This window comes from Alteromonas sp. McT4-15, assembly GCF_020515205.1.
Classification (GTDB): Bacteria; Pseudomonadota; Gammaproteobacteria; order Enterobacterales; family Alteromonadaceae; genus Alteromonas.
The window spans coordinates 1-24,666 of sequence record NZ_JAJALG010000028.1; the positions used below are offsets into that span (position 1 = coordinate 1).

Annotated in this window: 21 protein-coding genes and 1 riboswitch; of the genes, 9 read left to right on the forward strand and 12 right to left on the reverse strand. The window is 45.0% G+C overall.

Going from position 1 to position 24,666, the window contains the following annotated elements:
- Positions 1-205 precede the first annotated feature (205 nt).
- The 3 genes from LHL20_RS16040 (at position 206) to LHL20_RS16050 (ending at position 2,820) form a co-directional block, all read left to right on the forward strand.
- The gene (locus tag LHL20_RS16040) at positions 206-751 is read left to right on the forward strand and encodes an NUDIX hydrolase (RefSeq protein ID WP_226434010.1); all 546 of its coding nucleotides are present in this window, start codon (positions 206-208) and stop codon (positions 749-751) included.
- Positions 752-840: 89 nt separating this feature from the next.
- Entirely contained in the window at positions 841-1,608 is a 768-nt protein-coding gene (locus LHL20_RS16045) for a class II aldolase/adducin family protein (RefSeq protein WP_226434011.1), read from the forward strand.
- Between the two features lie 27 nt (positions 1,609-1,635).
- Entirely contained in the window at positions 1,636-2,820 is a 1,185-nt protein-coding gene (locus LHL20_RS16050) for a mandelate racemase/muconate lactonizing enzyme family protein (protein ID WP_226434012.1), read from the forward strand.
- A 28-nt stretch (positions 2,821-2,848) separates the two neighbouring features.
- Here the strand turns inward: LHL20_RS16050 and LHL20_RS16055 are convergent, their stop codons facing one another.
- A complete protein-coding gene (locus LHL20_RS16055; protein WP_226434013.1) occupies positions 2,849-3,721 on the reverse strand; it encodes an amidohydrolase family protein in 873 nt (290 codons plus the stop codon).
- 33 nt (positions 3,722-3,754) lie between these two features.
- Positions 3,755-4,504, reverse strand: a complete 750-nt coding sequence (locus LHL20_RS16060) for an SDR family NAD(P)-dependent oxidoreductase (protein WP_226434014.1) — start codon at positions 4,502-4,504, stop codon at positions 3,755-3,757.
- 244 nt (positions 4,505-4,748) lie between these two features.
- Here LHL20_RS16060 and LHL20_RS16065 point away from each other — a divergent pair, with 244 nt between their 5' ends.
- On the forward strand, positions 4,749-6,509 hold the full coding sequence (locus LHL20_RS16065) for an acyl-CoA dehydrogenase family protein (protein WP_226434015.1): 1,761 nt from the start codon (positions 4,749-4,751) through the stop codon (positions 6,507-6,509).
- Positions 6,510-6,640: 131 nt separating this feature from the next.
- Here the strand turns inward: LHL20_RS16065 and LHL20_RS16070 are convergent, their stop codons facing one another.
- Together LHL20_RS16070 and LHL20_RS16075 are read right to left on the reverse strand one after the other, a co-directional pair.
- The gene (locus tag LHL20_RS16070) at positions 6,641-7,174 is read right to left on the reverse strand and encodes a DUF3016 domain-containing protein (RefSeq protein WP_226434050.1); all 534 of its coding nucleotides are present in this window, start codon (positions 7,172-7,174) and stop codon (positions 6,641-6,643) included.
- 121 nt (positions 7,175-7,295) lie between these two features.
- Complete coding sequence (locus LHL20_RS16075; RefSeq protein WP_159624055.1) at positions 7,296-7,667, reverse strand: hypothetical protein; 372 nt, start codon at positions 7,665-7,667, stop codon at positions 7,296-7,298.
- Positions 7,668-8,087: 420 nt separating this feature from the next.
- Between LHL20_RS16075 and ccoG the strand changes: the two genes are divergently transcribed.
- The 5 genes from ccoG (at position 8,088) to LHL20_RS16100 (ending at position 14,305) form a co-directional block, all read left to right on the forward strand.
- Positions 8,088-9,518 carry a cytochrome c oxidase accessory protein CcoG gene (gene ccoG / locus LHL20_RS16080; RefSeq protein WP_226434016.1) on the forward strand — a complete coding sequence of 477 codons (1,431 nt, stop codon included), beginning with the start codon at positions 8,088-8,090 and terminating at the stop codon, positions 9,516-9,518.
- The gene (locus LHL20_RS16085) at positions 9,515-10,498 is read left to right on the forward strand and encodes a serine/threonine protein kinase (RefSeq protein WP_226434017.1); all 984 of its coding nucleotides are present in this window, start codon (positions 9,515-9,517) and stop codon (positions 10,496-10,498) included. Before ccoG ends, LHL20_RS16085 begins: the two co-directional genes overlap by 4 nt.
- Before the next feature lie 17 nt (positions 10,499-10,515).
- A riboswitch (cobalamin riboswitch) is annotated at positions 10,516-10,797 on the forward strand.
- 88 nt (positions 10,798-10,885) lie between these two features.
- Positions 10,886-12,808: a TonB-dependent receptor plug domain-containing protein gene (locus LHL20_RS16090; RefSeq protein WP_226434018.1), complete on the forward strand. Its 1,923-nt coding sequence runs from the start codon at positions 10,886-10,888 to the stop codon at positions 12,806-12,808.
- A gap of 204 nt (positions 12,809-13,012) precedes the next feature.
- Positions 13,013-13,645: a thiol:disulfide interchange protein DsbA/DsbL gene (locus LHL20_RS16095; protein ID WP_226434019.1), complete on the forward strand. Its 633-nt coding sequence runs from the start codon at positions 13,013-13,015 to the stop codon at positions 13,643-13,645.
- A gap of 69 nt (positions 13,646-13,714) precedes the next feature.
- On the forward strand, positions 13,715-14,305 hold the full coding sequence (locus LHL20_RS16100) for an HD domain-containing protein (protein ID WP_226434020.1): 591 nt from the start codon (positions 13,715-13,717) through the stop codon (positions 14,303-14,305).
- On the opposite strand, the gene mobA is transcribed toward LHL20_RS16100, so the two are convergent.
- From mobA to LHL20_RS16140, 8 genes are all read right to left on the reverse strand, one after another.
- The gene (gene mobA / locus LHL20_RS16105; protein ID WP_226434021.1) at positions 14,294-14,932 is read right to left on the reverse strand and encodes a molybdenum cofactor guanylyltransferase; all 639 of its coding nucleotides are present in this window, start codon (positions 14,930-14,932) and stop codon (positions 14,294-14,296) included. The genes LHL20_RS16100 and mobA overlap by 12 nt on opposite strands.
- 2 nt (positions 14,933-14,934) lie before the next feature.
- The gene (locus LHL20_RS16110; protein WP_413228903.1) at positions 14,935-16,137 is read right to left on the reverse strand and encodes an alginate export family protein; all 1,203 of its coding nucleotides are present in this window, start codon (positions 16,135-16,137) and stop codon (positions 14,935-14,937) included.
- A gap of 141 nt (positions 16,138-16,278) precedes the next feature.
- Positions 16,279-17,157, reverse strand: a complete 879-nt coding sequence (locus LHL20_RS16115) for an ABC transporter ATP-binding protein (protein ID WP_159624070.1) — start codon at positions 17,155-17,157, stop codon at positions 16,279-16,281.
- 28 nt (positions 17,158-17,185) lie between these two features.
- Positions 17,186-18,181, reverse strand: coding sequence for an ABC transporter permease (locus tag LHL20_RS16120; protein ID WP_201283781.1), 996 nt, complete (start codon positions 18,179-18,181; stop codon positions 17,186-17,188).
- Between the two features lie 74 nt (positions 18,182-18,255).
- Complete coding sequence (locus LHL20_RS16125) at positions 18,256-19,662, reverse strand: CmpA/NrtA family ABC transporter substrate-binding protein (RefSeq protein ID WP_202263495.1); 1,407 nt, start codon at positions 19,660-19,662, stop codon at positions 18,256-18,258.
- Positions 19,663-20,114: 452 nt separating this feature from the next.
- Complete coding sequence (locus LHL20_RS16130) at positions 20,115-21,431, reverse strand: methyl-accepting chemotaxis protein (protein ID WP_226434023.1); 1,317 nt, start codon at positions 21,429-21,431, stop codon at positions 20,115-20,117.
- Positions 21,432-21,616: 185 nt separating this feature from the next.
- On the reverse strand, positions 21,617-23,146 hold the full coding sequence (locus LHL20_RS16135) for a GGDEF domain-containing protein (RefSeq protein ID WP_226434024.1): 1,530 nt from the start codon (positions 23,144-23,146) through the stop codon (positions 21,617-21,619).
- 1 nt (position 23,147) lies between these two features.
- Entirely contained in the window at positions 23,148-24,650 is a 1,503-nt protein-coding gene (locus tag LHL20_RS16140; RefSeq protein ID WP_226434025.1) for a bifunctional metallophosphatase/5'-nucleotidase, read from the reverse strand.
- Positions 24,651-24,666 lie beyond the last annotated feature (16 nt).

The following is a 24,666-nucleotide window of genomic DNA, read 5'->3' on the forward strand; positions in this document are numbered from 1 at the left end:
GCACACTTATGTAGATGGCTACACGACGTGTGCACTTCCTTGTCTAAATGCTAAACACTTTGCTGCAAAAACGTACGGCAAAGGTCAACACGCTCTAGTGTTTAATGTGCTTTATTGGTTGGATTACCGTTGGTAGCGTTACACATGCTACAGCGCAAACCCAGCACACATAATTTTATTTACGTTAACTATTTTACCTAAATCGATGTCATTCTTATTTCGCTTATCAGCTATTTTGGCGGTTTTACCGCTTTTTTCATGTACACCTGATGCGCCTAACGATCCAGCTTGCCGCGTAGCCGAGTCACTCGTACTTACGAATGTGAACCCTAATGAGGGTCAGTATGAGGCCGCCGCCTGCATTATAAAAACAGGTAACAAGATACTAATGATTCGCCACCGTCTGTCTGGAAAATTGGATTTTCCTGGTGGTGGTAAGTCACACGATAATGAGAGCGAACAAAGCTTAGCGTGCACCGCCCATCGAGAAACCTGGGAAGAAACGGGTTTTAACGTTGAAATACAGCAGTTCTTAGGCACAACGGCACGGGGGCTAGCCCTCTTCGAATGTGGGCTTGATGCGGGTTTAGATGACCTACCCAACACGTTTGATGCTCCGTCGTGGTCAGTAATAGAAGTCGTAGCACTTGAAAAGGTTGACCCGTTTTTACTCAACCATGATGATTTGCGCTTTTCAGACGACCTCATCCCACTTCGCGACGGTTATATAGCAATTAAAAATAAGCAATAACAACCTCGTAGCATCATCTGTGGACAAAACATTGTTCAACCACATAGGTGTTGGTAAATTGTCGATATCATTATTAAAGGAGAAGTGACTTGTTCACACTGCCAAGCTTAAACCTTAAAGGCAAAGTGTCTGACGAAGAGTGGCAAACCCGGGTCGACCTTGCAGCGTGCTACCGCCTAGTTGCCGATATGCGCTGGGGCGATCTTATCTACACCCATATTTCAGCCAAAGTCCCGGGCACCGACCATTATCTCGTCAACGCCTTTGGCCTTACCTTCGACGAAGTTACTGCCTCGAATCTGGTTAAAGTCGATCTTGAGGGAAACATTCTTGACGACACGCCTTACGGGATTAACCCCGCAGGGTTTACTATTCATAGCGCTATTCACGAAGTACGCCATGATGCGATGTGCGTGATTCACTTGCATACCTTGGCGACGATTTCTGTTGCGTCGCTAAAAGGTGGGCTTAAACCATGGAGTCAGTATTCGCTGTTCTCGCTGCCATCGTTGTCTTATCACGGTTACGAAGGGCTTGCGGTAAATAGCAACGAGAAACGCCGACTACAAGAAGATTTAGGCGATACCAACCACATGTTATTGCCGAATCATGGCGGACTCACGTTGGGCCCAACGGTCGGCGACGCCTTTATGCGTTTTTATGATTTACAGCGCGCCTGTGAAATTCAGCTCGCATTAATGCAATCAAACGAGGATGTTATTGAGATCCCTCAACCTATTATCGACGGTATATACGAACAAGCCAGTGTAGTGCATAGTGGAGAAACCGGTGGCCAAAAAGCATGGCCAGCTATGCTACGAAAAGCCTACAAACTTGACCCAAGCTTTTGCGAATAGCTTTTAGAACGGAATTACATCATTACTATGAAAGTCACCAAAGTAGAAATATTTGATATTGAATGCCCTAAACGTCCCCAGTGGAATCCTGTGTTTGTGCGTGTATACACAGACGAAGGGCTAACTGGCGTAGGCGAAGCTGGTTTGGCGTATGACTGGGGCCACAGTGCTGCCGCTCATATGATTAAAGAAATTGCAGAAGCAATGCTAATTGGCTTTAATCCTATGAACACCGAATTGTTGTGGTCACGTATGCTGCGTGAAGGCTTTTGGGGGTTAGGCGGAGGCCCTGTTATTTATGCGGCAATGAGCGCTATTGATACCGCATTGTGGGACATTAAAGGTAAGGCGCTAGGGCTTCCTGTTTATGAACTGCTAGGTGGTAAGACTAACGGCAAACTGCGCAGCTACGCGAGTCAGCTTCAATTCGATTGGGATAAAGAAGTCACCAAACTTAACGATCCTGCCGATTACGCGCGTGCCACTGAAAAAGCGCTCAAAGATGGCTATGATGCAGTGAAAGTTGACCCCATTGTCTATGACAAAGACGGCAATACCCATTTTGATAGAACTAAGCTTTTTACTAAGCCAGAGCTAAAACTTTTCAAGGCCAGATTACAAGCCATTCGCGATACCATGGGTGAAGACGGCGATATCATTTTTGAATGTCACAGCTTATTAGGTGCATCTACCGCCATTCAGCTTGGCGATATTGTTGAAGAGATTGGTTGTTTGTATTACGAAGAACCTGTGAATTACTTAAATTCAAAACTTCACGACAAAGTAGCGAAAAATGTCAACGTGCCTATTGCCGGTGGCGAGCGCTTATATCATCGTTGGGATGTGCGCCCCTATTTAGAAGACCAGTCAATTGACGTATTACAGCCAGATGTTGGATTGTGTGGTGGCTTTACCGAAGCGAAAAAAGTGTGTGACTACGCTGATATTTATGACGTAAGAATTCAAGCACACGTGTGCGGCGGCCCTGTAGCAACGGCGGCGAGTTTACACCTTGAAACGGCTATTCCCAATTTCTTAATCCATGAGCACCACACTTATGCCATTAAGGACTGGAACCGAGAGCTATGTATTCAAGACCCACAACCCGTTAATGGCTTTATTGAAGCACCGGATACACCAGGAATTGGAATAGATCTAAATGATGAAGTGGTTTATCGCTCACCACATATGACAGTAACTGCACTGAAATAAACGTTGTAGTTAACGATTATAAAAGAGATTAAAGCCCGTACCACGTACGGGCATTTAATGCGCACAGTTTTTGCTGTGCTTCTCTTGTAAATTCAGCACAAAGCATTTCATATCCCTGCCACAGCTGTTTAAGCGGCATCCGCCATGTACACAATGGGTAGTTACTGGCAAACATCACCCTATCAACACCGACCGTATCTACCAAGGTTTCAAAACGCGCTTTTGCGTGTTGCCATGACCACTGACGGTTTTGCATTTCAAAACCAGAAAACTTAAAAGCGACCTGCCCAGTTGCAGCAAGTAGGCGTAGGTGATTTCGCCATAGCTGCAAGGCAAAGCTCGCAGCGCTTGTTGGCACGATAGCGCAATGATTAATGGTGAATTTAAGTGTTGGATATCGTTGCAAAATATTAAGTAGCGCCTTAACGGTATGCGGGTCAGTCATATCGGCTTGTACTTCGAATGACAACCCTAAAGACGCCATACGCGAGAAGCACCATACAGCTTTTGGATTGCGCAATATACTCACTGCATCGTCATCGAGAATATGACGAAGGCCAACAACAGGTGACATTTGTGCAAGCTTATCGATATGCGCACTCGCGTCAATTGAAAGAAGATCGATACAGGCAATGGCGCTAAAAGGCCTTGTACAATGGCGAGCTAAGAATTGAATTTCCCGCCAAGGACGATGGTTATCGAACCCAGCCTCTATATGAACGAAGCCTTCTAGCTGAGCACCCGCTGAGGATAAGATATCTCGCTCATAAAACCGCTTCGCTATCTTCGGTTTATCCTCCCAAAAAGGCGGATTGTAAGATTTCAACCAATGATATTGCCCTTCATTAAGGGCAAAAATATGAAGGTGCGGATCGACCCAAGTTAGCGCGTTACATTGCATAGGTGCTTGTCTACTTTAATTTGCGTGGATTGACTATTGCGCGGTATAGCCGCCATCGACGGCATGAAGACTACCTGTAATAAACGAAGCTTTGTCACTACATAAAAAATAAGCAAGCTCGGCCACGTCACGCGGTTGCCCCAGCCGTCCAATAGGCTGTGCAGCAGCTTCTTCTGCAACGACTTCACCTTTATCAGCCCCACTGCGAGCCACATACTTATCAATAGCGTTATGAAACAATGGCGTTTCTATGGTGCCCGGGCACACTGCATTTACTCTGATATTGTAAGGCGCATAATCTAATGCTGTCGTTTTGGCCATTGACGCCAGCGCCGCTTTAGTGAGGCCATAGGCGAAGGAGTTTCGCTTTCCAACAAATGATTGGTCAGAGCCCATTACCACAATAGCCCCGCCTTGTTGTTGCTTCATGATCGGCAGCGCACTTTGAATTGTAGCGTATGCGCCCTTCACATTGAGGCTAAACACACTGTCTAACAATGCTTCATCTGTCTCTTCTATTGTTGCTGACACGTGTTTTCCCGCGTTACACACCACAGCATCAATTCTGCCCAACGCAGCGATAACTTCACTCATTGCACTTTGTACTTCACCAACCTTACTTACATCGCACTGTTTCCAACGTGCATTACACGGCGAACTCTCGAAATCGCGTATATCAAGATTCACCACGTGAAAACCTTGCTCTGCAAACACTTCACATACCGCAAGCCCAATGCCCAAACTGCCACCCGTGACGATGCAAACCGGTTGTTCATTTACCATAGTTTTTCGCTATTAATTTAGGTTAATTTCGCTAAAGCATGCCAACACGCGCTAAAAAAGCAAGTGCTTAGTCTACGGTTTACAATCAATCTGGGTGGGCGAATACACAATAGCCAACCTCGCCAACAGTGCTTTTGATGAAAGAGTATTTTCATTAACTTTCCATAAACAGACTACTCTGACTATGCTTTTTGTGACTATAATAGGCAAAAATTAAAACACTTGTTTGAAAAAGGAGTCATCCATGCCTCTGTACCATGCCCCAACTGCTGACTTTCAGTTTTTATTGAAAGACTGGCTTGGACTTGATGCGCACTACGAAAAGCTAGGTATTAGCGATTTCGACAGTGACTTGGCCAATGAAATTATTGCGCAGGGTGCAAAGTTCGCCCTAGATGTTGTTGCCCCACTTAACCGCGAGGGTGATGAAGAAGGCTGTAAGCTAGAAGATGGCAAGGTGACCACACCTAAAGGCTTCGCAGAAGCATATCAAGAATATGTCGCGAATGGCTGGAACGCTATGCTGGGTACAGCAGAATACGATGGTCAAGACCTACCGTATACCATGGCAGTGCCAGTGCATGAAATGTTAAACGCCGCTAACCTAAGCTGGCGATTAACCACTATGCTGACCGAAAGCGCAACGCTTGCCGTTACCAAACACGCAAGTAAAACACTAAAAGACATTTATTTAGCCAAGCTCATTAGCGGTGAATGGACAGGTACCATGAACCTTACCGAGCCACATGCCGGTACAGATTTAAGCCTGCTCTCTACGAAAGCCGAGCCACAGGGCGATGGTAGCTATGAGATAACGGGGAATAAAATCTTCATTACAGCCGGTGATCAAGACTGGAGCGAAAACGTTATCCACCTTGTACTTGCGCGTTTACCGGATGCACCAAAAGGTGTGAAGGGTATCAGTCTTTTCTTAGTGCCTAAGTTCTTACCCGACGCGAACAATGCCCCAGGTGAAGCGAACAACCTTTCTGTTGGCAGTATTGAACACAAAATGGGTATCAAGGCGAGCCCGACATGCGTTATGAACTTTGACGGCGCAACTGGCTGGCTAGTTGGTGAAGAAAATCAAGGCTTAGCTTGCATGTTTACCATGATGAACGATGCGCGTTTCCAAGTGGGAATGCAGGGACTTGGTGCCGCCGAAGCTTCATATCAGGGCGCTTTGACCTATGCTCGCGAACGTGTTCAGTCACGCGCACCACAAGGCATTCAAAACCCTGAAGGCAAAGCTGATCCTATCGTATTTCAACCTGATGTCGCACGAATGCTGCTTACGCAAAAATCGTTGATTGAAGGTTGTCGTGCGCTTTCACTGCTATACGCAAAGTTTATGGATGTTGAAAAACTTGGCGAAGGTGAAGATAAAGAAAATGCGGATAAAATTCTGCAGTTTTTAACCCCTATCTGCAAAGCGTTTATGACCGATATGGGTCTTGAAACAACCAGTATTGGTGTGCAGGTTTTCGGTGGCCATGGGTTTATTCGCGAATGGGGCATGGAGCAGTTGATGCGCGACGTTCGCATTGCCATGCTTTACGAGGGTACCAATGGTATTCAGGCGCTTGACCTAATCGGCAGAAAACTCACTCGCGATGGTGGTCAAATGATGGAGGCGACTTACAGTGCATTTAATGCCCTTGTTGCTGACATTCAAGACGCTGAAAGCAAGGCATTGGCGCAGGGTATCTTAGATGACTGGCGCGCTTCATCTGCAGATTGTTTGGGTATGGATGCAACCACAGCAGCATCAGCGGCATGCGATTACCTTGCCTACAGCGCTTATTCACTCATTGGCGTACTGTGGTACAGCATGGCAGATACTGCACAACGCGGTGACAATGCGGTACTTGCTGCATCAAAACAAAAAACGCGCGATTTCTATATTGAGCGAATTTTACCTCGTCGTGATGCACATAAAGCGGCTTATCTGGCAGGCCCAGACAGCACACTTGCAGTAGCGGGTAGTGAGTTTGATTACCTGTAATTAGCGGTATTGTACGCACTAAAAAGGTCGCTCTTGGCGACCTTTTTGTTGCTATTTACCATTAGATCGTTGGATACAAATATTCTGCTCACTCGCAGTCCTGCTGTACCTAAACGTTAATTCGTTATACGTTAATTGTTGGCGGCAACCTGCTGTTTAAGAAAAGTATCTGAAAACCATTCATCTAACATGGTTTTTTCGTAAGACAAAGATTCGTTACGATGGCGTCGTATGTTTGATTCCATAAAATCCATGTCTTTTATTTTCACTTCATCTTCGCTTGCCACTACCTCACCCGCTGCGTCAGTGAGTGTATAACTAAATGTCATTTTCGGAATATCAATACGACGGATGACTCGAATATCATTTGCACCTGCATTACCAAACCCAACAAATTGACTTGGCCATACTTCTCCGGCTAAATCGACGTTGGTTACAGTAATCGACAGTACTTGAGATTCAGGTAAGTCTGCTGCTAGCTCTACAATATGCGCTTCAAGCTCATTCAGCGTTCGCTCTCTAAAGCGCTTACGCGATTCGTTTGACGGCCTTACATCGGAATATGATTCAGGCTCTTCCCAAGTAATTTTTACTTCTGCTGCATGGGAAGGCTCAGCCGTAACACCATAGCCTAACAATGCTACGCAACTTAACCCTACTAACACACTTGTTTTATTCACGCTAATGCTCCTCTTTGCAGGCACTCAACATTCGTACGCAATGCACAACAATTTGGTTGATACTCCATAAAATAGTGCGCGTGTACTAGAGCGTCTTGTATGAACTCTAGTTAACGCGAGCGTCTTGAATGAACGGTGACTGTTTAATGATTAGGCAAAGGTGTGCGCGTTTAGTTCCCGTGAAATTTGGGTTAATGTCATCTTTCTCACAATAGGTTCGGTGGAAGCGGTGCACGGTAGTGGCGTCTTGTGTTATCTCTAACACATAGCTTTGCTGGTAAGGCTTTAACGGACTTAACTGACTATTTATTTGAATGCGCAATGTTTCCAATTTTTCTCGCTCTGGCATAGTTGCCATCTCCGCCAGCCAATTAGAAATGGAGTTTTGTATATCTTCAAATAAATACTGAGCAAACGGCGAGCGCAGCACAATAACTAAAACAATAATTTCAGCAGCGATGATAAAAAAGCGTAACATGACTTCTCAGCTAATTATGACAGACATTTAAGACTATTCAGTGCATGTTTCCCCACAGAAGCGACTATCACTGAGTATAGACCACGAATAACTGTACAGGAAACAGGCGAGTATTTACTACTCTTTATATGCGTTATTACCTATTAATAACGCTCCTTGTCACGATAATGTCGCATATTGATAATAAAGCTGCCTCTATATGACTGTAAATACACTGAATCATACGCAAGTATATGAAATTAGGTTTATAGTCACTTAAGCTGTTCATTAATCGCACCCAAATGAATTCTGAAGTTTCAGTATTGACTGAAACTTTGAAAGTATGGATGATGCCCACCATCATTGATCTACATTAAATATCATGTAGCGCAAACTGTTATACTGCTAAGGCAGTTTGGCAATGTCAGCTAAGGTTTTATTATGAATGAACAAATACCGGTAAAAAATGTAACACCGGTAAAGGTACATAAACCCAAAGGTGCTACCGAGGGCAAGCGTTACGACTCTCGCAGCCGCATTTATGTTCGCGCGGTGCAAGGTCCCCTAGAGTCTTTTAGGCGCTTTTTCGGCCTTTTCTTTTTAGCGCTCTTCGCCGTCATTCCCTGGATTTCATACAATGGCCAGCAAGCCGTATTACTCGATATTGGCGAGCAGCGTTTTACCATATTTTCTTTGACACTGTGGCCGCAAGACCTAACCCTGCTTGCCTATATTTTTATTGTTTCGGCATTTGCCTTGTTCTTTGTGACCACCTTTGCAGGGCGAGTATGGTGCGGTTTTATGTGCCCGCAAACCACATGGGTTTACATCTATACCTGGTTTGAGGAAAAGTGCGAAGGCCCAAGAAACAAGCGCATTGCACTAGACGCCAGACCCATGGATGCCGATAAATTTTTGCGAAAAACAGCTAAGCATACTGCGTGGGTTTTAGTTGCCTTACTTACAGCGCTAACGTTCGTAGGCTACTTCACGCCTATTGCCAGTTTGTTTGTGGACTTTTTTACTTTCGATACCAGTTTTTGGGCGGCGTTTTCAGTCATCTTTTTTGCGGTATGTACATACGGTAACGCAGGTTATATGCGCGAGATAATGTGTACGCATATATGTCCGTACGCGCGTTTTCAATCAGCTATGTTCGACAAAGATACGTTTACCGTATCGTACAACCCCAATCGCGGTGAACAACGGGGCCCTCGCCCTCGCAAGCTTTCTCATGAGCAAGTAAAAGAAAAAGGCCTTGGAGACTGCATCGATTGTAACCTGTGCGTGCAGGTGTGCCCCACCGGCATTGATATTCGAAATGGCCTTCAATATGAGTGCATCAACTGCGGTGCATGCGTTGATGCTTGTAACGGCGTGATGGACAAAATGGGTTACCCCAAAGGCCTTATAAGCTTTACTTCAGAAGAAGAACTGTCTGGAGGCAAAACACATATAATACGGCCTAAGCTTATTGGATATTTTGTGGTCCTCGTCATTATGATGGGATTGCTGTTTGCCAATATCTGGACACGTAGCCCCACCGAAGTGGACATTATTCGCGATAGAAATTCGCTGTACCGCGAGACCAATGAAGGATTAATTGAGAATGTTTACACCATTAAAGTGTTAAACAAAACTCAACAAACGCATACCTATACAGTAACCATTAAAGGTTTGCCTGATTATCAGTACATTGGCGAGCAAGAGGTAACCGTGGAAGGCGGTGCGGTTTATAGCACGCCGATTTCGGTTGCAACCGACGCCTATAATCTGGAAGATACCGTTACCGATATATTTATTAGCGTAACCACCACCATTGATGGAGAAACGGTTACTGTTGATGAACCAACCAAATTTCTTTATCGATGACAGATTTTTCATTTTCGGGGCTTAGTCCCGACACCATCTTAGATGCCCTGGAGTCACAGGGCATTTTTTTACAAAGTGGGCTGCTAGCACTGAACAGCTACGAAAACAGGGTGTATCAATTCCTAGCTGAAGATGGACAACGCTATGTTGCCAAGTTCTATCGACCCGCGCGTTGGACAGATGCCCAAATTTTAGAGGAACACGCGTTTGCGCAAGCGCTGCTGGAAAACGAAATTCCACTCGCTGCGCCACTTAAACTGAACGGCGAGACACTGCATCATCACATTGTTGACGGCACAGACTACCGGTTTGCACTCTTTCCTTCTGTGGGTGGAAGGCAGTTTGAAAATGATAATCTTGATCAACTAGAGTGGATGGGACGATTTATAGGACGCATTCACCGCATAGCACAAGCTACCCCCTTCGCCCATCGCCCTACTATCGATGTTGAAAGCTACCTTGACGAACCAAAGCGAGTATTAGAGCAAAGCACGCTATTGCCAGCGCATTTAAAGACCGCGTTTTTTGCTATTCTCAACCCCGTTATTGAAGCAACTAAAAAAGTGTATCGCCCTTCATCATCTATCCGCCTGCACGGCGACTGTCATCCAGGCAATATTTTATGGCGTGACGGCCCAACATTTGTCGATTTAGATGACTGCAGGATGGGCCCCGCTATTCAAGATTTGTGGATGATGCTAAGTGGCGACCGCCAGCAACAATTACTGCAATTAGATACACTGGTAGAAGCTTATGAAGAGTTTCACCCTTTTGATACGAGTCAGTTAACTTTGATTGAGCCGCTTCGCGCTATGCGTATGGTCCATTATATGGCGTGGTTATCACGTAGATGGGAAGATCCCGCTTTTCCGCGTGCGTTTCCATGGTTCGCTGAAGACAAGTATTGGGAAGGCCAAATTCTGGCACTTAAGGAGCAACTTGCGGCCTTGCAAGAGCCGCCACTTAAGCTCGGGTTTTAAACCACACACCTTTTCTATATACTGCGTGACGCGTAGGTGCGCCAATAACAATTAAGTTCTGCGGTTATTGGCGTTAAACGGGAAATCAGTGTAAACCTGATGCTGCCCCCGCAACGGTAAACTCAATGTCACATTAGACATTTTCTTTTCATACACCACTGTCTTTGTTGTCGCCATGTGCTTAAGTATCAAGTGCAAAAACGGCGACCGTTTTCAAGATGGGAAGGTAAAAGAGCCAACATGTGCGCTACACACATTGGTGAGTAAGCCCGGATACCGGCCTGTGCTTCACGGTAAGCTCGCAGTCGCATTTGCAAGCGCAGCAAGCTTACTTCCACATCAACATGTGCTCGGGCGGAGCGCATTAAAGAAAATACATAAAGAACCATGCGTATACACTTTACTTATGCTGCAGTTACCGCTGCGGTACTTTCGTGCGTAAGCACGTCTGCATTATCTCAAGAAACCAACAGTAATGTAGAAACACTGACCATTACCGGGTCAAGGCTTCCTGTTCAGGTAACTCAATTCCCTGGCTCAGTGTCAGTGCTCACACAATCCGACATAGAAGCATCTGGTGCCGTGCAACTGACGGAGCTTATCCGCGGCTTACCTGGCGTTAGTTTGTCACAATCGGGCAGCCCAGGAGGGTTAACTGAAGTGCGAGTACGTGGTAGCGAAACAAACCACCTGCTGGTACTTATCGATGGCGTGGTGGCCAATGACATCGGCCAGGGCAGTTTGATTGATTTAGCCCACCTTACCAGTGCCAACGTTGTTCGCATTGAACTTCTTCGCGGCCCACAAAGCGCGCGTTGGGGCAGTGGCGCCATAGGCGGTGTACTTAGCATTACCACCAAAGCTGGCCAATCGACACAAGACTATTCATCTTTAAACCTGACCGCTGGCGTGGGTACTCAAGGTACCTACCAAGGCAGCGTTAATGCCACCTCTCACATAGATAAACTGAATATTGCAGCGTATGCCAACTATATCACCACCGACGGTGACAATATTGCACGAACTGGCAATGAAGATGACGGTTATGACAATTTAACCGCTGGATTAAACCTAAATTATCAAGTCAGTACAGAGCATGGCTTTATTGCCCGCTTGCGCACCGTTGACTATGAAAATGAGTACGACGGCACTGATTTTGTTTCTACGGGTTTACCCACCGACTCAGACAATGTGACCGACGGCTATCAGGTAAGCACGCAATTTCGCTGGGACTATACGCCTACCTCATCGGCTTACCGCTCGCGACTAAGCGCTAACTATCGCAAAGATGAAAATGACAATACTACCGCTGGAATCGATGCCGGAGGCACCACAGGCGAGCGCATTGAACTGAATTGGACCAACTTTTACTCGCTCGATAATTGGCAATTTGCCGGAGGCATTGAGTATTTACAACGCCTGTTTTCACAGCGAGGCCCGATAAACTTTGGCGATCCTAACCAAAAGCAACATGACAATACGCACAGCGTATTTGCAGAAGCCAACGGAGCGATAACACCGAGCCTGTTCGCCACCTTAAGTGCACGGATTGATGACAACAGTGAGTTTGATGACGCAAACAGTTACCGCGCAGGAATTACTTGGCAGGTGGACGAACGTTATGCGCTTTTCACAAGCTACGGAAAAGCGGTAAAAACGCCAACATTTACTGAGCGTTTTGGCTATTTCCCAGCGAGCTTTATTGGTAACGAAAACCTCGAACCTGAGAACAGTGAAGAAATTGAAGTGGGGCTAAAAGCCAACTGGCACCGTATGTCAGGTCAAGTGAGTTTATTTTCAGCAGAGCTCGATAATGAAATAAATGGTTTTGTATTTGTTGCCGACTTAGGTGCTTTTAGCGCTGATAATGTGAATGGAAAGAGTCACAGAGATGGCGTTGACGTTGAAGTAAATTGGAACAGCGATTTCGGTAACCTTAGTGCATCGTATAGCTACCTAGATGCCGAACAAACTAATGCGGGTGTTACCTCTACTGAACTTAGACGTGCGCGACATCAAGGGGCGTTGGTTTACACCTCTGATTTAGGTACTGAGCGATTTACTTTGTATGGCAAGCTGGCATACACAGGCACGCGCTACGACACCTTCTTCCCTCCGTTTCCTGCTTCAGCGCAAACCATCGCGCTATCAGCGTATACGTTAGCCAGTGTAAATCTGGGTTACCAAGTCACTGAACAATGGCAACTTACGCTTAAACTAAACAACCTATTTGATACTGATTACGAAGATATTGTAGGCTTCGCGGGCCAAGAAAGGCGTGCGCTACTATCTGTTCACTATCAAATGTAGCATCACGCATTAACAGGGGCTCTCGGCCCCTTTTTTATTTTCGTTCTGTCGCATTTCGCACAAAGGGGCATAGAGCACATAACGTGTTTTTTGGTGCACTTATCGTGAAATAAGACACAGGTATTAAACACGCTCTAGTTAAGCGTACGCGCCTGTGATAATCTCATCGGCGATAATTAGTTAAATATTATAGGGATTGTTTCCATGAAAAAGTTTGCAGTCATGTTTATCATGGCAATGCTTATGCCACTTACGGCATGTGCCGAAGGCTCATCATCTAAGTGGAAAGAAGGTACGCACTACATTGTACTAGACAAAGAAGCGACTGATAAACCAGTAATTACTGAGTATTTCTCTTTCTGGTGTCCGCACTGCTTCCAGTTTGAGCCTATTGTTGCTCAGATTAAAGAAAAGAAAGCCGAAGGCACTAAATTCAATAAAGTACACGTGAATTTCATGCGCTTTACTGGCCCTGACGTACAAGATGCTGCAACCAAGGCTATGCTGATTGCCCGTGCGATGAAACAAGAAGATGCAATGAACGGTGCTATCTTCAACTATATTCACAAGCAACGTGCTTCTATTACTGGTCTACGTGACCTTCGTAACATCTTCGTTGTTAATGGCGTAGATGGCGAAGAGTTCGATAAAATGGCGAAGAGCTTTGGCGTTAACAGCATGCTACGTAAAAACCAGCAACAAATTGACGCATATCGCGAGCACTTAACGGGTGTGCCTAACTTCATTATTAATGGAAAGTACCAGCCTACCTTTACTGCTGATATGACATTTGACGATATTGCGGACCTTATTGTTTGGCTATCTGAACAAAAATAAGCATAAACATACCTTACAAAATGGGCGCATTAGCGCCCATTTTTATTATTCAACAAGGAATTCGAACCTATGGTTCAAGTAAGTGAATTTGCCGACTTTATTTGTGAACTTGATAAGTTAAAAGCCGTAAAGCGCATGATAACCCTGCCCGTTGACGGAGAACGTCAAGAAAACTCTGCCGAACACAGCTGGCACGTTGCACTCATGGCAAACATGTTGAGTCAATATGCTAACAAGCCAATTGATGTAACGCGCGTAATCCGCATGATTTTGATCCATGATATTGTCGAAATTGATGCCGGCGACATGTTCGCTTTTAACGAACAGCAAGATCACGATGCTCAAGCCGAAAAAGAAGTGGCCGCAGCCAAACGAATTTTTGGTCTATTGCCAACGCCTTTCAACGACGAAATGTTGGCCTTGTGGTTAGAGTTTGAAGAGGCCACAACGCCGGATGCTGAATTTGCCAAAGCCATGGACCGCGTTCTCCCCGTTTTTCAGAATATGAAAAATGAAGGCGGCAGTTGGAATAAGCACAATATTGCGAGAAGTAAGATAGAAAAACGCAATGCACACCTTAAAAGCTGCGCACCTGCACTTTGGGATTACGTGATGGCGCAACTCGATATCGCAGTCGCTCGCGGCTGGTTACGAGATTAATGCATATTCGTGTGGCGTATTTACATTTAACAATGTTGGTTTAATTGCTGTTGGTGTGGGTATTCCCACTGCACCAACGGCATTAATAACGGCGCGCATTGAAGGCGATGCAACACTATTTTTCAGCGCTCTCAGTTTATGTTGGTGGCAATACACATTGTATATGACCAAAGGAAAGCACTCGTTTTCAAAGTAAACACTTTGCTTTGTTTCACGCGCCTTACCCAATAAAAAGTGAATGGAAGAAGGCGTTAATAGTGGCATATCAACGGGCAACACTAAAACAATCTCCGTTAATGCAAGGTTGTTTTCACTAGCCGTAACCTCAATGTCGCTATCTGCAGCTTTTTTTGAATTCAATTGATATAGCGCACTTATAAGTGCTGCACCTGGCCCACAAAAAGCAATGTCATCAACTACATCACAGCCTTTTTGACCAACACTTACTACGTTTTCTATTCCAGCGCGTCTAACGGTATCTTTTGCTGTAGTTAGAAAGGTGCGCTGCCCAAGGGCTAGTTGTGCTTTGTTTTGCCCCATGCGCTGTGATTTCCCACCACAGAGAATAAGGGCACTGACAGCATCAGCGCCTTCGTATTTGGCTTCGTACGTTTCAAAAAGTGCCATAATTAAAAGCGCGTGCCAACCCACATCCAAAAGCGGTTGGTATCTACTTTTATGTCACCGGCATCATAGGCCGCGTACTTAATACCGAATCGATATTTATGTGCAAATGTCGTCGTGTATTGTGCATTAATTTCGCTACCTAAATCATCAACCTCAGCTGTGCTCTCATCAGCAGAGTAATCATGATAGGCCAACAACCATTTTCCACCCGCAGCTTTGCCAGACAAGGATAACTTTACGTCTTGCAGCCCTTGCGTTGGCGTTGCTAAAAATAGGTCCGCAAAGCCGTTAAACTTATGTAAGGTAGCCAATGGCGTAGCAAAACCATAAAGACCATCGTCAGAACCCAATACTTCATAATCTATTTTCGCGGTTATACCTGACATTGTTGCGCCTAAATATGCGTTGAAGTAAGAGGCATCGAAATCCACTGCGGTTTCTGCGCTTCCTGACTCACTTGACTGTGTCGCAAACTCTGCGCCATAAGCCCAATTAATGCTGTCGCCTTGCATTTTTCCGTCATAACTTACGCCGTAGGTATCTAGCGCATTGCTCGTATCGTTATCGACCTCAAGTAAGTAGGCATAGGCGACAAATTTACCCACTTTCGATTTGTAAGTCGCATGCAGGATATGGTCTTTTGAATCTAAATCTGCTGCTTCAGCAAAAATACGATTACGTTTGTACAAATAGCTATAGAATAACTCTAGCTCTTTATTTACTGCGTATTTCGCACTGACAGCGTCGAACGTCTGTTTGTCTTGACGCCACGCCACATGACCCACAAAACGATGATCATCAAGCGTGATGACTTGGCGTCCAACGCGAGCGGTAAAGTTGTCGTTTTTATATTGAATATAGGCTTGATCGAGTTCGGTCGTCTCAGGGTCGGCGATGACAGAATACTCGCCTACGTTGAACCCTGTTGGCCCAACCGTAAATTCATCCTGTCCCATTACAATACGACTATCCTCAACCTCAGCCGTAAAAGAGAACCCATTAACACTTCCGGTTGAAAATCCTAGCCATGTTCTAAGGGTTAGGGAGCTCGCATCTTTAAGTGCGTTGTCTTGATCAACAGATTCATAGCGCAAATTAAAGTCTGCGTATGCGGTTGAGTTACTCAAAGCATCATGGATATCATTCGCCGCAGCGTGTGAAGCGAAAGCCATGAGCATTGATGTAGAGAGTAGCTTCAAACTCATTTTGTGTAGCGTGTTCATGTGTGTTCCCTTTCAATATTGTTTTTTTAAGCATAGCAGCGCCCTACCGAATAAAAATGGCAAAGGAAAACTGCTTGAAAAATGGTTGCGACACGTGGTCGCTAAGTTCAGAAGCCGACCGCGTTAGGCAGCATCTGATTCATTCGCGTCTTTTTTTTCAGATGACACCTCTTTAGATAGTTGTTTAGAATTTTTTTTGCCATGTGAAGCAACGGTTTCCACTTTCTTCTGTTTGTCGTAAAGAAAGGTGAGCACTTCATGGCGGTAGTGGTTGTATTGCTTATTGTCAGCAAGGGCTAAGCGGTCTCTTGGTCGCGGTAACGCTATATCGAGTATTTCGCCAATGGTTGCAGCAGGCCCATTGTTCATCATCACAATTCTATCTGAGAGCAAGACTGCCTCATCGACGTCATGAGTAATCATGATAACGGTGTTACCCAAATCAGCATGTATTTCCATTAAAGAGTCTTGAAGATGAGCACGAGTAAGCGCATCAAGTGCCCCAAAGGGTTCATCCATCAATAATACTTTTGGCTCCATGGCTAGGGCACGGGCGATACCTACACGCTGTTTCATACCGCCTGAAATTTCACTGGGCAGCTTGTCTAATGCATGGGTCATGTGCACAAGTTCAAGGTTGTGCATGATCCAATCCCTCATCTCACTTTTCGATTTACCGCGCATGGTTGACTTCACTGCTAGCTCGACATTTTTATAAACACTCAACCAAGGAAGCAAAGAATGATTCTGAAAGACAACTGCTCTTTCAGGGCCAGGAGTACGAACCTCTGCACCATCTAAGATAACGCCTCCTGTGGTAGCCTGATGAAGGCCTGCGACAATATTAAGAACCGTCGATTTACCGCATCCAGAATGGCCAATTAATGACACAAATTCACCTTTGGCTATTTTTAGATTAACATCGGTTAGTGCGGTAAAAGGGCCTTTAGGCGTTGGAAAGTCAATACCCACTTGGGCAAGTTCTAAATGTTTTGAAGACATCGTATTTTTTCCTTTATCCTGCGAGTAATTAACGTAAAACGCTCGACTTGTCCCAACTTACAGCCCGTTGTACCGATAGCATAAGACGGTCCAGCACAAAGCCGATGGCACCTATTGTCAGTACAGCCACCATTATCCTAGCAAGAGATTCTGAACTGCCATTTTGAAATTCGTCCCAGACAAACTTTCCAAGCCCAGGGTTTTGCGCCAACATTTCAGCAGCAATCAATACCATCCACCCAATACCTAGTGATAACCGCAGCCCGGTAAAAATCATTGGAATAGACGAAGGCAAGACAATCTTTGTTAGATGAGCAAAGGGCGTAAGGCGAAGCACTTTGCTGACATTGATAAGGTCCTTATCAATATTTGAAACGCCAACTGCAGTATTTATAAGTGTCGGCCACAAACAACACAGCGATACCGTAAAAGCAGATGTCACAAACGACTTTGAAAACGCAGGGTCGTCACTGACGTATAGAGCGCTAACAACCATAGTAACAAGCGGGAGCCAAGCTAGTGGGGAGACTGGCTTGAATAATTGAATCAGTGGATTTATTGCCGTATACGCCGACTTACTTAAGCCACACAAAATTCCGACGGGAACTGCAACCAGTGACGCGATCACAAACCCCACCATGACGGTATACAAGCTCGTCCATATTTGGTCAAAGAACGTTGGTGCGCCAGTAAAGTCACGTAGTTTTGGTACATATGAAGGGTCTTGTTTCACTCGCTCTGCGTTTCGCGCCTCTTGACGTTGATAAAACGCGTCGGCTTTTTCACGCTGTGCAATATGCTCATCAATTAAAGCGCCCGCTTGTTCCCACACCTCTGCGGGTCCAGGAAACTGCCCCAACGAGGTATCGATACTTTTCGCAACACCGTTCCACACAGCGAGAAACATCAGTAAGCCGATAATGGGCAATAACAAGGCTGGTGTCATGTTATAAACGCGACCTAACGTACTATTGTTTGTCGATGCCGATGTTGGCATTCGAAGAATTGTGGTCATTTTGCTCATCGCTTGCTCCTGACACCTTTCATGAACTTACAAGTTTGACGGCCTTGACTCTTTACAAGGCCGTCTTATTTACCTTAAAGAACCGTTTTACCTTTTAGACCAATACTGAACTGCTCAAGGTAAGCATTTGGTTTGCTTCCATCGAACGTCACACCGTCTATAAATTCACTTTGCGGTGGCTTATAGCCAGTCTCAGTGGCGAACTCAGGAAAATCAGCTGCATTTGCTTTGCCCTCTGCAATTAGCGCGAGTGCTGCTTTAGCGTAAGTCTCTGGCTTGTATACTTTTTTAGCCATTTCTTTATACCATTCATCCGATTTGGCTTCTGATATCTGTCCCCAGCGGCGCATTTGTGTCAGATACCAAATAGCGTCGCTGTAATAGGGGTATGTAGCGTTGTAGCGGAAGAATACATTGAAGTCAGGCACATCGCGTTTGTCCCCTTTTTCATATTCGAACGTGCCTGTCATGCTGTTGGCAAGTACGTCTTCATCAGCCCCAACATACGTACTTTTTGCAAGTATTTTGACGGCTTCAGGACGATTGGCGTTGTTGTTTTCGTCTAGCCACATTGCTGCTCGAATCAATGCTTTGACTACGCGAATATGTGTATTGGGATGTTTCTCTGCCCAGCTTTGGCTTACACCAAAGACTTTTTCGGGGTTGTTCTTCCAAATTTCATAATCGGTAATAACCGGTACGCCGATATCCTTAAAAACAGCTTGTTGATTCCATGGCTCGCCAACACAGTAACCATAAATAGTACCCGCCTCCATAGTGGCTGGCATTTGAGGAGGAGGTGTTACCGAAAGCAGCGCTTGCGCGTCAATCTGCCCTGCAGTATCGCCTTTATGCGGCGCGTAATAACCAGGATGAATACCGCCAGCTGCTAGCCAATAGCGCAGTTCATAATTGTGCGTTGATACAGGGAACACCATGCCCATATTAAACGGCTTGCCGGCACTGCGATATTCATCAACCACAGGCTTTAGATAATCAGCTTTGATTGGGTGAACAGGCTTTCCGTCTTCATGCGGAATATGCGCTTTCATTTTTTCCCAAATCTCATTAGAAACCGTGATGCCATTACCATTGAGATCCATACTAAAAGCAGTTACAACGTGAGATTCAGTACCAAAACCAATCGTCGCCCCTAATGGCTGACCCGCTAGCATGTGCGCGCCGTCAAGCTGTCCGTCGATAACCCGGTCAAGCAATACCTTCCAATTTGCCTGCGCCTCAAGGGTGACGTATAACCCCTCGTCTTCAAAAAAGCCTTTCTCGTAAGCAATGGCAAGCGGTGCCATATCAGTAAGTTTGATAAAACCAAATTTGAGTTCTTCTTTTTCAGGCCAGCCTACCGTTTGCTCTTGTGCTATCGCAGAGGTAGATACTGCACAAAAAGTCACAGCGAGTGCGGTACACACGGTTACACTCGCCTTCGAAAATCGCTTTATTAGTGATGTTGTTAACCCAGTCATACGTGTTCCTCGTAGCCAAAAAAAAACCCACCAGCTGTCGACACTTAACTGTCGCGCTTGGTGGGCTTCGTTGCCAGATTTGTAAGCTCACAGTACTTACAAACTGTTCAAATTGTAATTGGTAAGCAAGGAATTCCCGCTCACACCTCTTCTTTGTGAAGGTTTAAAAAAAACCAAATAGCGTATTGTTATTATTATTCACTTATTACCAAGTTAAGTCTCAAGTACTTCCCTGACTCGACTTGATTCCTTGTTGTTCTTCGTAAAATAAGTTAAGCGCATCATCTGCGCAGCATTACGGAGTAAGACAGAGCAGTGTCCGTGCCAAAAATATAACTCACTGATATTTATAAACATTAACTACTATGAAGACAGAAACTGCGCCGCAACATGCCATGTTAATGCACCAAAAAAGTCTTTTTGTTCAACTGTGGTGCGCATTGGAACACTCGCTATAACTTTTGCGTAAACTGCCCAATAGCGTTAACCACCTCATCAGCGCCATGCTGTATCTCTGTCATCGCTTTGCCCGATTCATTGGCATATTCCAATGCTTCTCTGGCTTTCTCTTGACCCGCTTCAATCAGCTGTACGGCATTCTCGGTAAGCTTTCTGTTTTCGACAACAACACTCACAATCTCTTCTGTAGCACTACTTGTTCGTGATGCAAGTTGACGGACCTCATCGGCCACGACTGCAAACCCGCGCCCTTGATCACCCGCTCTTGCAGCTTCGATAGCGGCATTGAGCGCCAGTAAATTCGTTTGATCAGCAATACCGCTAATACTCTTTACCAAATCAGCGACTTTTTGCGATTGCTCGTCGAGATCTTTAATACCTTCACTGGCATCACCCATTCTCTTGGCAAGTTCGTTCATTGTGCTAACTGTTGCCTTTTGAATATCACTCCCTTTTTTAGCCTGTTCTCCTGTTTCTTTTGAAATAGTGAACGCTACATTGGCTGCCTCAGAAATAGCAACTTCACGCTGCATTTGCTCTGTAATTACTGTGGCAAACTTAGCGACTTTGTAGAGTTCATTGTCTTCGTTGCGAATGGGATTGTAGGAAGCCTCTAGCCACACTTCGTTCCCTCGACTATCAATCCGCTTAAAGCGCCCTGATACCACTTTACCGGTAGCTAAGTCCTGCCAAAACGTTTTGTAGGCTTGCGACTTTGCTTCTTCTTCAGTGCAGAAAATACGATGGTGTTTACCTACAATTTGGTCTTTCTTATATCCCATACCAGTAAGAAAATTGTCATTGGCATTGAGAATAGTGCCATCCAATGCGAATTCGATTACCGCCGAAGAACGATGCAGGGCAGTTATTAAGTCTCTAAGTTCATTGCTATAGGCGATATTTTGGGTCTGCTCAGCCATATAAAAGGCAATATAATCAACATTGCCTTGTGCATTATCGACAGGGTGGATAATGCCTCTTACCCAAATTTCATGCCCTGAAGCATTCTTTAAATTAAGCGCACCATGCCAATGTTCTTGCTGTTTAATGGCTTTAAGTATCGCTTTCACATCATCTTTTTTATGCGATTTAGCCGGTATTAAAGACTCCAGGGACTTACCCTTTATGCCATCTACTTTATGACCGCTAGCCTTTACAAATAAGTCATTTGCATCTGTAATTCGCCCTTCTTTATCAAGTTGAACGAACAGCATTTCTTCACGAAGTTCCTGCTGGACCATTTTAAAAGCAGCTAACTCTTGTTGTAATCGTTGATTTTCGGCAATCAATTCTTTGTTTTTGAAAAACATCCAATACTCCCAAGCTAAATCGGCAAACATATATGCAAAATTAAAGATAGCAGAGCATCGAAGAGCGTGCCGAAAATCGACGCACGTGCCGAAAATAGAACTGAAATGAAAGATGAAAATAGCAGCGTAAAGAAAACTTAAGTATGCAGGCTGTTGCACTACCTAGAGCGTGTTGACAGTTAAGGTTAAGGCTGTCGTATAAAAACGCAACGATTTCGACCAGCATTTTTAGCTTGATACAATGCATTATCCGCTAAATTCAACAGAGTGTCGGGTTGCCAATCATTTTGTTCGTCAAAGTAAAAAGTGGCAGCGCCAATACTGACCGTTATGTAATCAGAGACGTTACTTTTAGCGTGAGCGATGTGTAACTGTTCGATAATCTCCCTCGCTTCTTCTGCCTTTATACCCGCACCGCGCTGGTCAGTATTAGGCATAATTGCCACAAACTCTTCTCCACCGTAACGTGCGCAGAAATCGGTATTGCGGGCAATGGCTTTGTTTAACCCTTTTGCCACTTTCTTAAGACAGGCGTCGCCTTGAGTGTGCCCATAATGGTCGTTGTAGGCTTTAAAGTGGTCTACGTCAATCATCAACACGGTTAACGGCCACTTGTGACGCTTCGCCATGGCTCTGCTTTTTTCAATTTCTAGTTCAAAAGCACGCCGATTTGGAATATTGGTTAGCGCATCGCTCAACGACAAGTTTATGAGTTCAGCTTCTTGAGATTTAACCGCTTCACTGTCGTTCTCAACTAAATTGGTTAGCGCTATCAGCCGCAAAATAATGCGTTTGTAGATATAGAAAATAATGGCACAACAAATCAGCATGACAATTAACGACAGCGCAAGTGACAAACTGATTTGTTTTGTAACACTTCGATTGGCGTTGTCGGCGTGTTCATAGGTGGCTTGTGTAATAGATGCCGTTCGATATTCTATGTTAGACGCTACTTCTTCAGCCAAGTGTTCAACGAAACTACCGCGTCCCCGCGAACGCCCCCTGATCCGCATGACATTAGCTTGCTTGTCTATCATTCCCCATTCATCGAGTACCGCTTCTTCTAACGATGACACCAACGCTTGACTACTTGCGCTATTGTTAGACGTTGCGCGAAGCTGTGCGATGCTATTTTCAATATTACCTTCTAGAAGTCTTAGCTCGTGTAACTGGAATTGTTGGTTAATCTGGGCAATTTGTAGAATGAGCGACACCAGCATTTTAGAATGTTGCAGGTCGACAAATTGCTCATCGTTCCCCTCAAAAATACTATTGAGGTAGTCAAAGAGTGCTTCTCGCTCTACGCTTACTTCCTTTTCAACATCAATTCGTTGCGTGACTAAAGCATTAAGCTCGTCAATTTCCTGCACAAGTACGCTGAGTTGAGTCATTAAATATTTGTCGCTGAACTCGTCATGAATAATGGGCGCTCTTAGACGGTTGAGAGAATCATCCAGTGCCGCTTTCACAATTCGTCGAGATGACTGGTTCTCAGACGCAGTAAGGCGCGCCGTGAGTGATATTAAATGCTGTACCTCTCGGGTAATTTCTGTGGCTTGACTGAGTGTAGGAATTGAGGTTGTAGCAACATCACTCAATATCTTTCTAACATCGTCCAGTCTGAATATCGACATGGCTAAAATAAACAAGAACAGCCCCATCACACTACATTGCGCCAGCACAAAAAACTGAAGGGTCTTTTTTTTATTAGCCATCCTACCTTCCTTTTGCCACATTCAAAATACGCTGCATTTTATGCGTAGATACATTGTATTGATTGGCAATTTTCTGAACTACAAGGTCGGATATTTGAGGAGGTCTTGCTGTTTGACTATTAAGACGCGGCGCATCTTTCAGCGCAAAGTAACCATCTCCACCATTAGCGAGAAAGTCGCTTGTAGCAACCGAGTACATTCTTTCAGGGCGCAGTGGCTCGCCACCCACACTAACAGATTTAACGCGAGAAAAAGGCTTTGCACGACTATCAAAGGTATATTGCATGCCAGCAACATGAGGGAATCCACCTTTAACATTTTCATACTGAGATAGCCCCTGCTCTAGCGCTAGAATCAGTTGCTCCCCTGAAAGGCGTAACGATACTACACTGGCGCGAAACGGCATTTCCACTACGATATCCTGTCGCGATATTGGCATTCCAGGCTCGTATGTTTTATTTCCGCGAATGCTTCCTCCATTCAAAAGGGCAACATCGGTATTGGCATAGTCTTTAAGCGTATCAACAACAAGGTTAGCAAAGCCGTTTTCTTGACTTCTTACCTCTGCACGAAGGGTTGAATGTGCAGTGTTCCACTCTCCAATTTGTATATTGAGCAAGCGCTTAAGTCGAGCTTCATATCCGTAAACTTGCTCTTGTACGCTGGGATTTGGACTAAGCGAGCCTAGCTTTATTTTTTCAGAAGATGTGACCGACCATGTGGGATGCTTTTTAAGGCGCGCCACAACCGCGTTGCCTGATTGAGAAAGGCTCAGGTTTCGGGGGTTTTCAGTAGGGTCGTCCAACTTTTTCTCATTTAAGCGACTATCGGAAATAAAGGCTACATCCACAATATGTTTGGAGAGTAAATTATCGATAAAAGTGAAAGGATAAGAGTAGTGAAGCAAGACTAGGTCGGCCCCCCTTTCACGCAATGCCCTAGCTTCTTCGATGATGACCTTTTGTGGTGATTCAATGGCTATATCGGAGAGTTGGTATTCACTTACAACCCTTTCGTGAAGCACAGAGATAACGCCCAAAGCTACATTGTCTTGTTTAATTATGACAGATGTTTGAAGACCATCAGGCCTGCGCCCTTCACGCCTAACAACGGCGTTACTCGCAACAAATGGAAATGCTGCTTCGTAAGAACGCAATGACAATTCGTCCTCATAAAAGCTAAATTCCCTTTTAGTTACTCCCATCACGTCGGGCTCAATGGAGTTAAGAATATCAATGATATGCGACCCCCGATCAAATGATGAGAGTGCACTAGGCCCGATAGAGCCGCCACCAAATACGAAAAAGACGGTTTCGTCTTTGCTGCGGTATTCTTTAACCAAGGTTTGTAATTGTGGATAGTAGCCTGCATGCTCGTCACTGATATCAGGCATATCTGCAGCAAGTACGAGCGTAACGCTTGTATCGGACTCCTCAGCGCGAGGGGCTAACGACACAACAATTAAGAAAAGAAAAAAAAGCCCAAGTCGCATAACATCACACATGGAGTACCTTGTTAAT

Coding starts and splice junctions, on each gene's coding strand:
- LHL20_RS16040 (WP_226434010.1), top strand. CDS start 206: ATGTCATTCTTATTTCGCTTATCAGCTATTTTGGCGGTTTTACCGCTT.
- LHL20_RS16050 (WP_226434012.1), top strand. CDS start 1,636: ATGAAAGTCACCAAAGTAGAAATATTTGATATTGAATGCCCTAAACGT.
- LHL20_RS16055 (WP_226434013.1), bottom strand. CDS start 3,721: ATGCAATGTAACGCGCTAACTTGGGTCGATCCGCACCTTCATATTTTT.
- LHL20_RS16060 (WP_226434014.1), bottom strand. CDS start 4,504: ATGGTAAATGAACAACCGGTTTGCATCGTCACGGGTGGCAGTTTGGGC.
- LHL20_RS16065 (WP_226434015.1), top strand. CDS start 4,749: ATGCCTCTGTACCATGCCCCAACTGCTGACTTTCAGTTTTTATTGAAA.
- LHL20_RS16075 (WP_159624055.1), bottom strand. CDS start 7,667: ATGTTACGCTTTTTTATCATCGCTGCTGAAATTATTGTTTTAGTTATT.
- ccoG (WP_226434016.1), top strand. CDS start 8,088: ATGAATGAACAAATACCGGTAAAAAATGTAACACCGGTAAAGGTACAT.
- LHL20_RS16085 (WP_226434017.1), top strand. CDS start 9,515: ATGACAGATTTTTCATTTTCGGGGCTTAGTCCCGACACCATCTTAGAT.
- LHL20_RS16090 (WP_226434018.1), top strand. CDS start 10,886: ATGCGTATACACTTTACTTATGCTGCAGTTACCGCTGCGGTACTTTCG.
- LHL20_RS16095 (WP_226434019.1), top strand. CDS start 13,013: ATGAAAAAGTTTGCAGTCATGTTTATCATGGCAATGCTTATGCCACTT.
- LHL20_RS16100 (WP_226434020.1), top strand. CDS start 13,715: ATGGTTCAAGTAAGTGAATTTGCCGACTTTATTTGTGAACTTGATAAG.
- mobA (WP_226434021.1), bottom strand. CDS start 14,932: ATGGCACTTTTTGAAACGTACGAAGCCAAATACGAAGGCGCTGATGCT.
- LHL20_RS16110 (WP_413228903.1), bottom strand. CDS start 16,137: ATGAGTTTGAAGCTACTCTCTACATCAATGCTCATGGCTTTCGCTTCA.
- LHL20_RS16115 (WP_159624070.1), bottom strand. CDS start 17,157: ATGTCTTCAAAACATTTAGAACTTGCCCAAGTGGGTATTGACTTTCCA.
- LHL20_RS16120 (WP_201283781.1), bottom strand. CDS start 18,181: ATGAGCAAAATGACCACAATTCTTCGAATGCCAACATCGGCATCGACA.
- LHL20_RS16125 (WP_202263495.1), bottom strand. CDS start 19,662: ATGACTGGGTTAACAACATCACTAATAAAGCGATTTTCGAAGGCGAGT.
- LHL20_RS16130 (WP_226434023.1), bottom strand. CDS start 21,431: ATGTTTTTCAAAAACAAAGAATTGATTGCCGAAAATCAACGATTACAA.
- LHL20_RS16135 (WP_226434024.1), bottom strand. CDS start 23,146: ATGGCTAATAAAAAAAAGACCCTTCAGTTTTTTGTGCTGGCGCAATGT.
- LHL20_RS16140 (WP_226434025.1), bottom strand. CDS start 24,650: ATGTGTGATGTTATGCGACTTGGGCTTTTTTTTCTTTTCTTAATTGTT.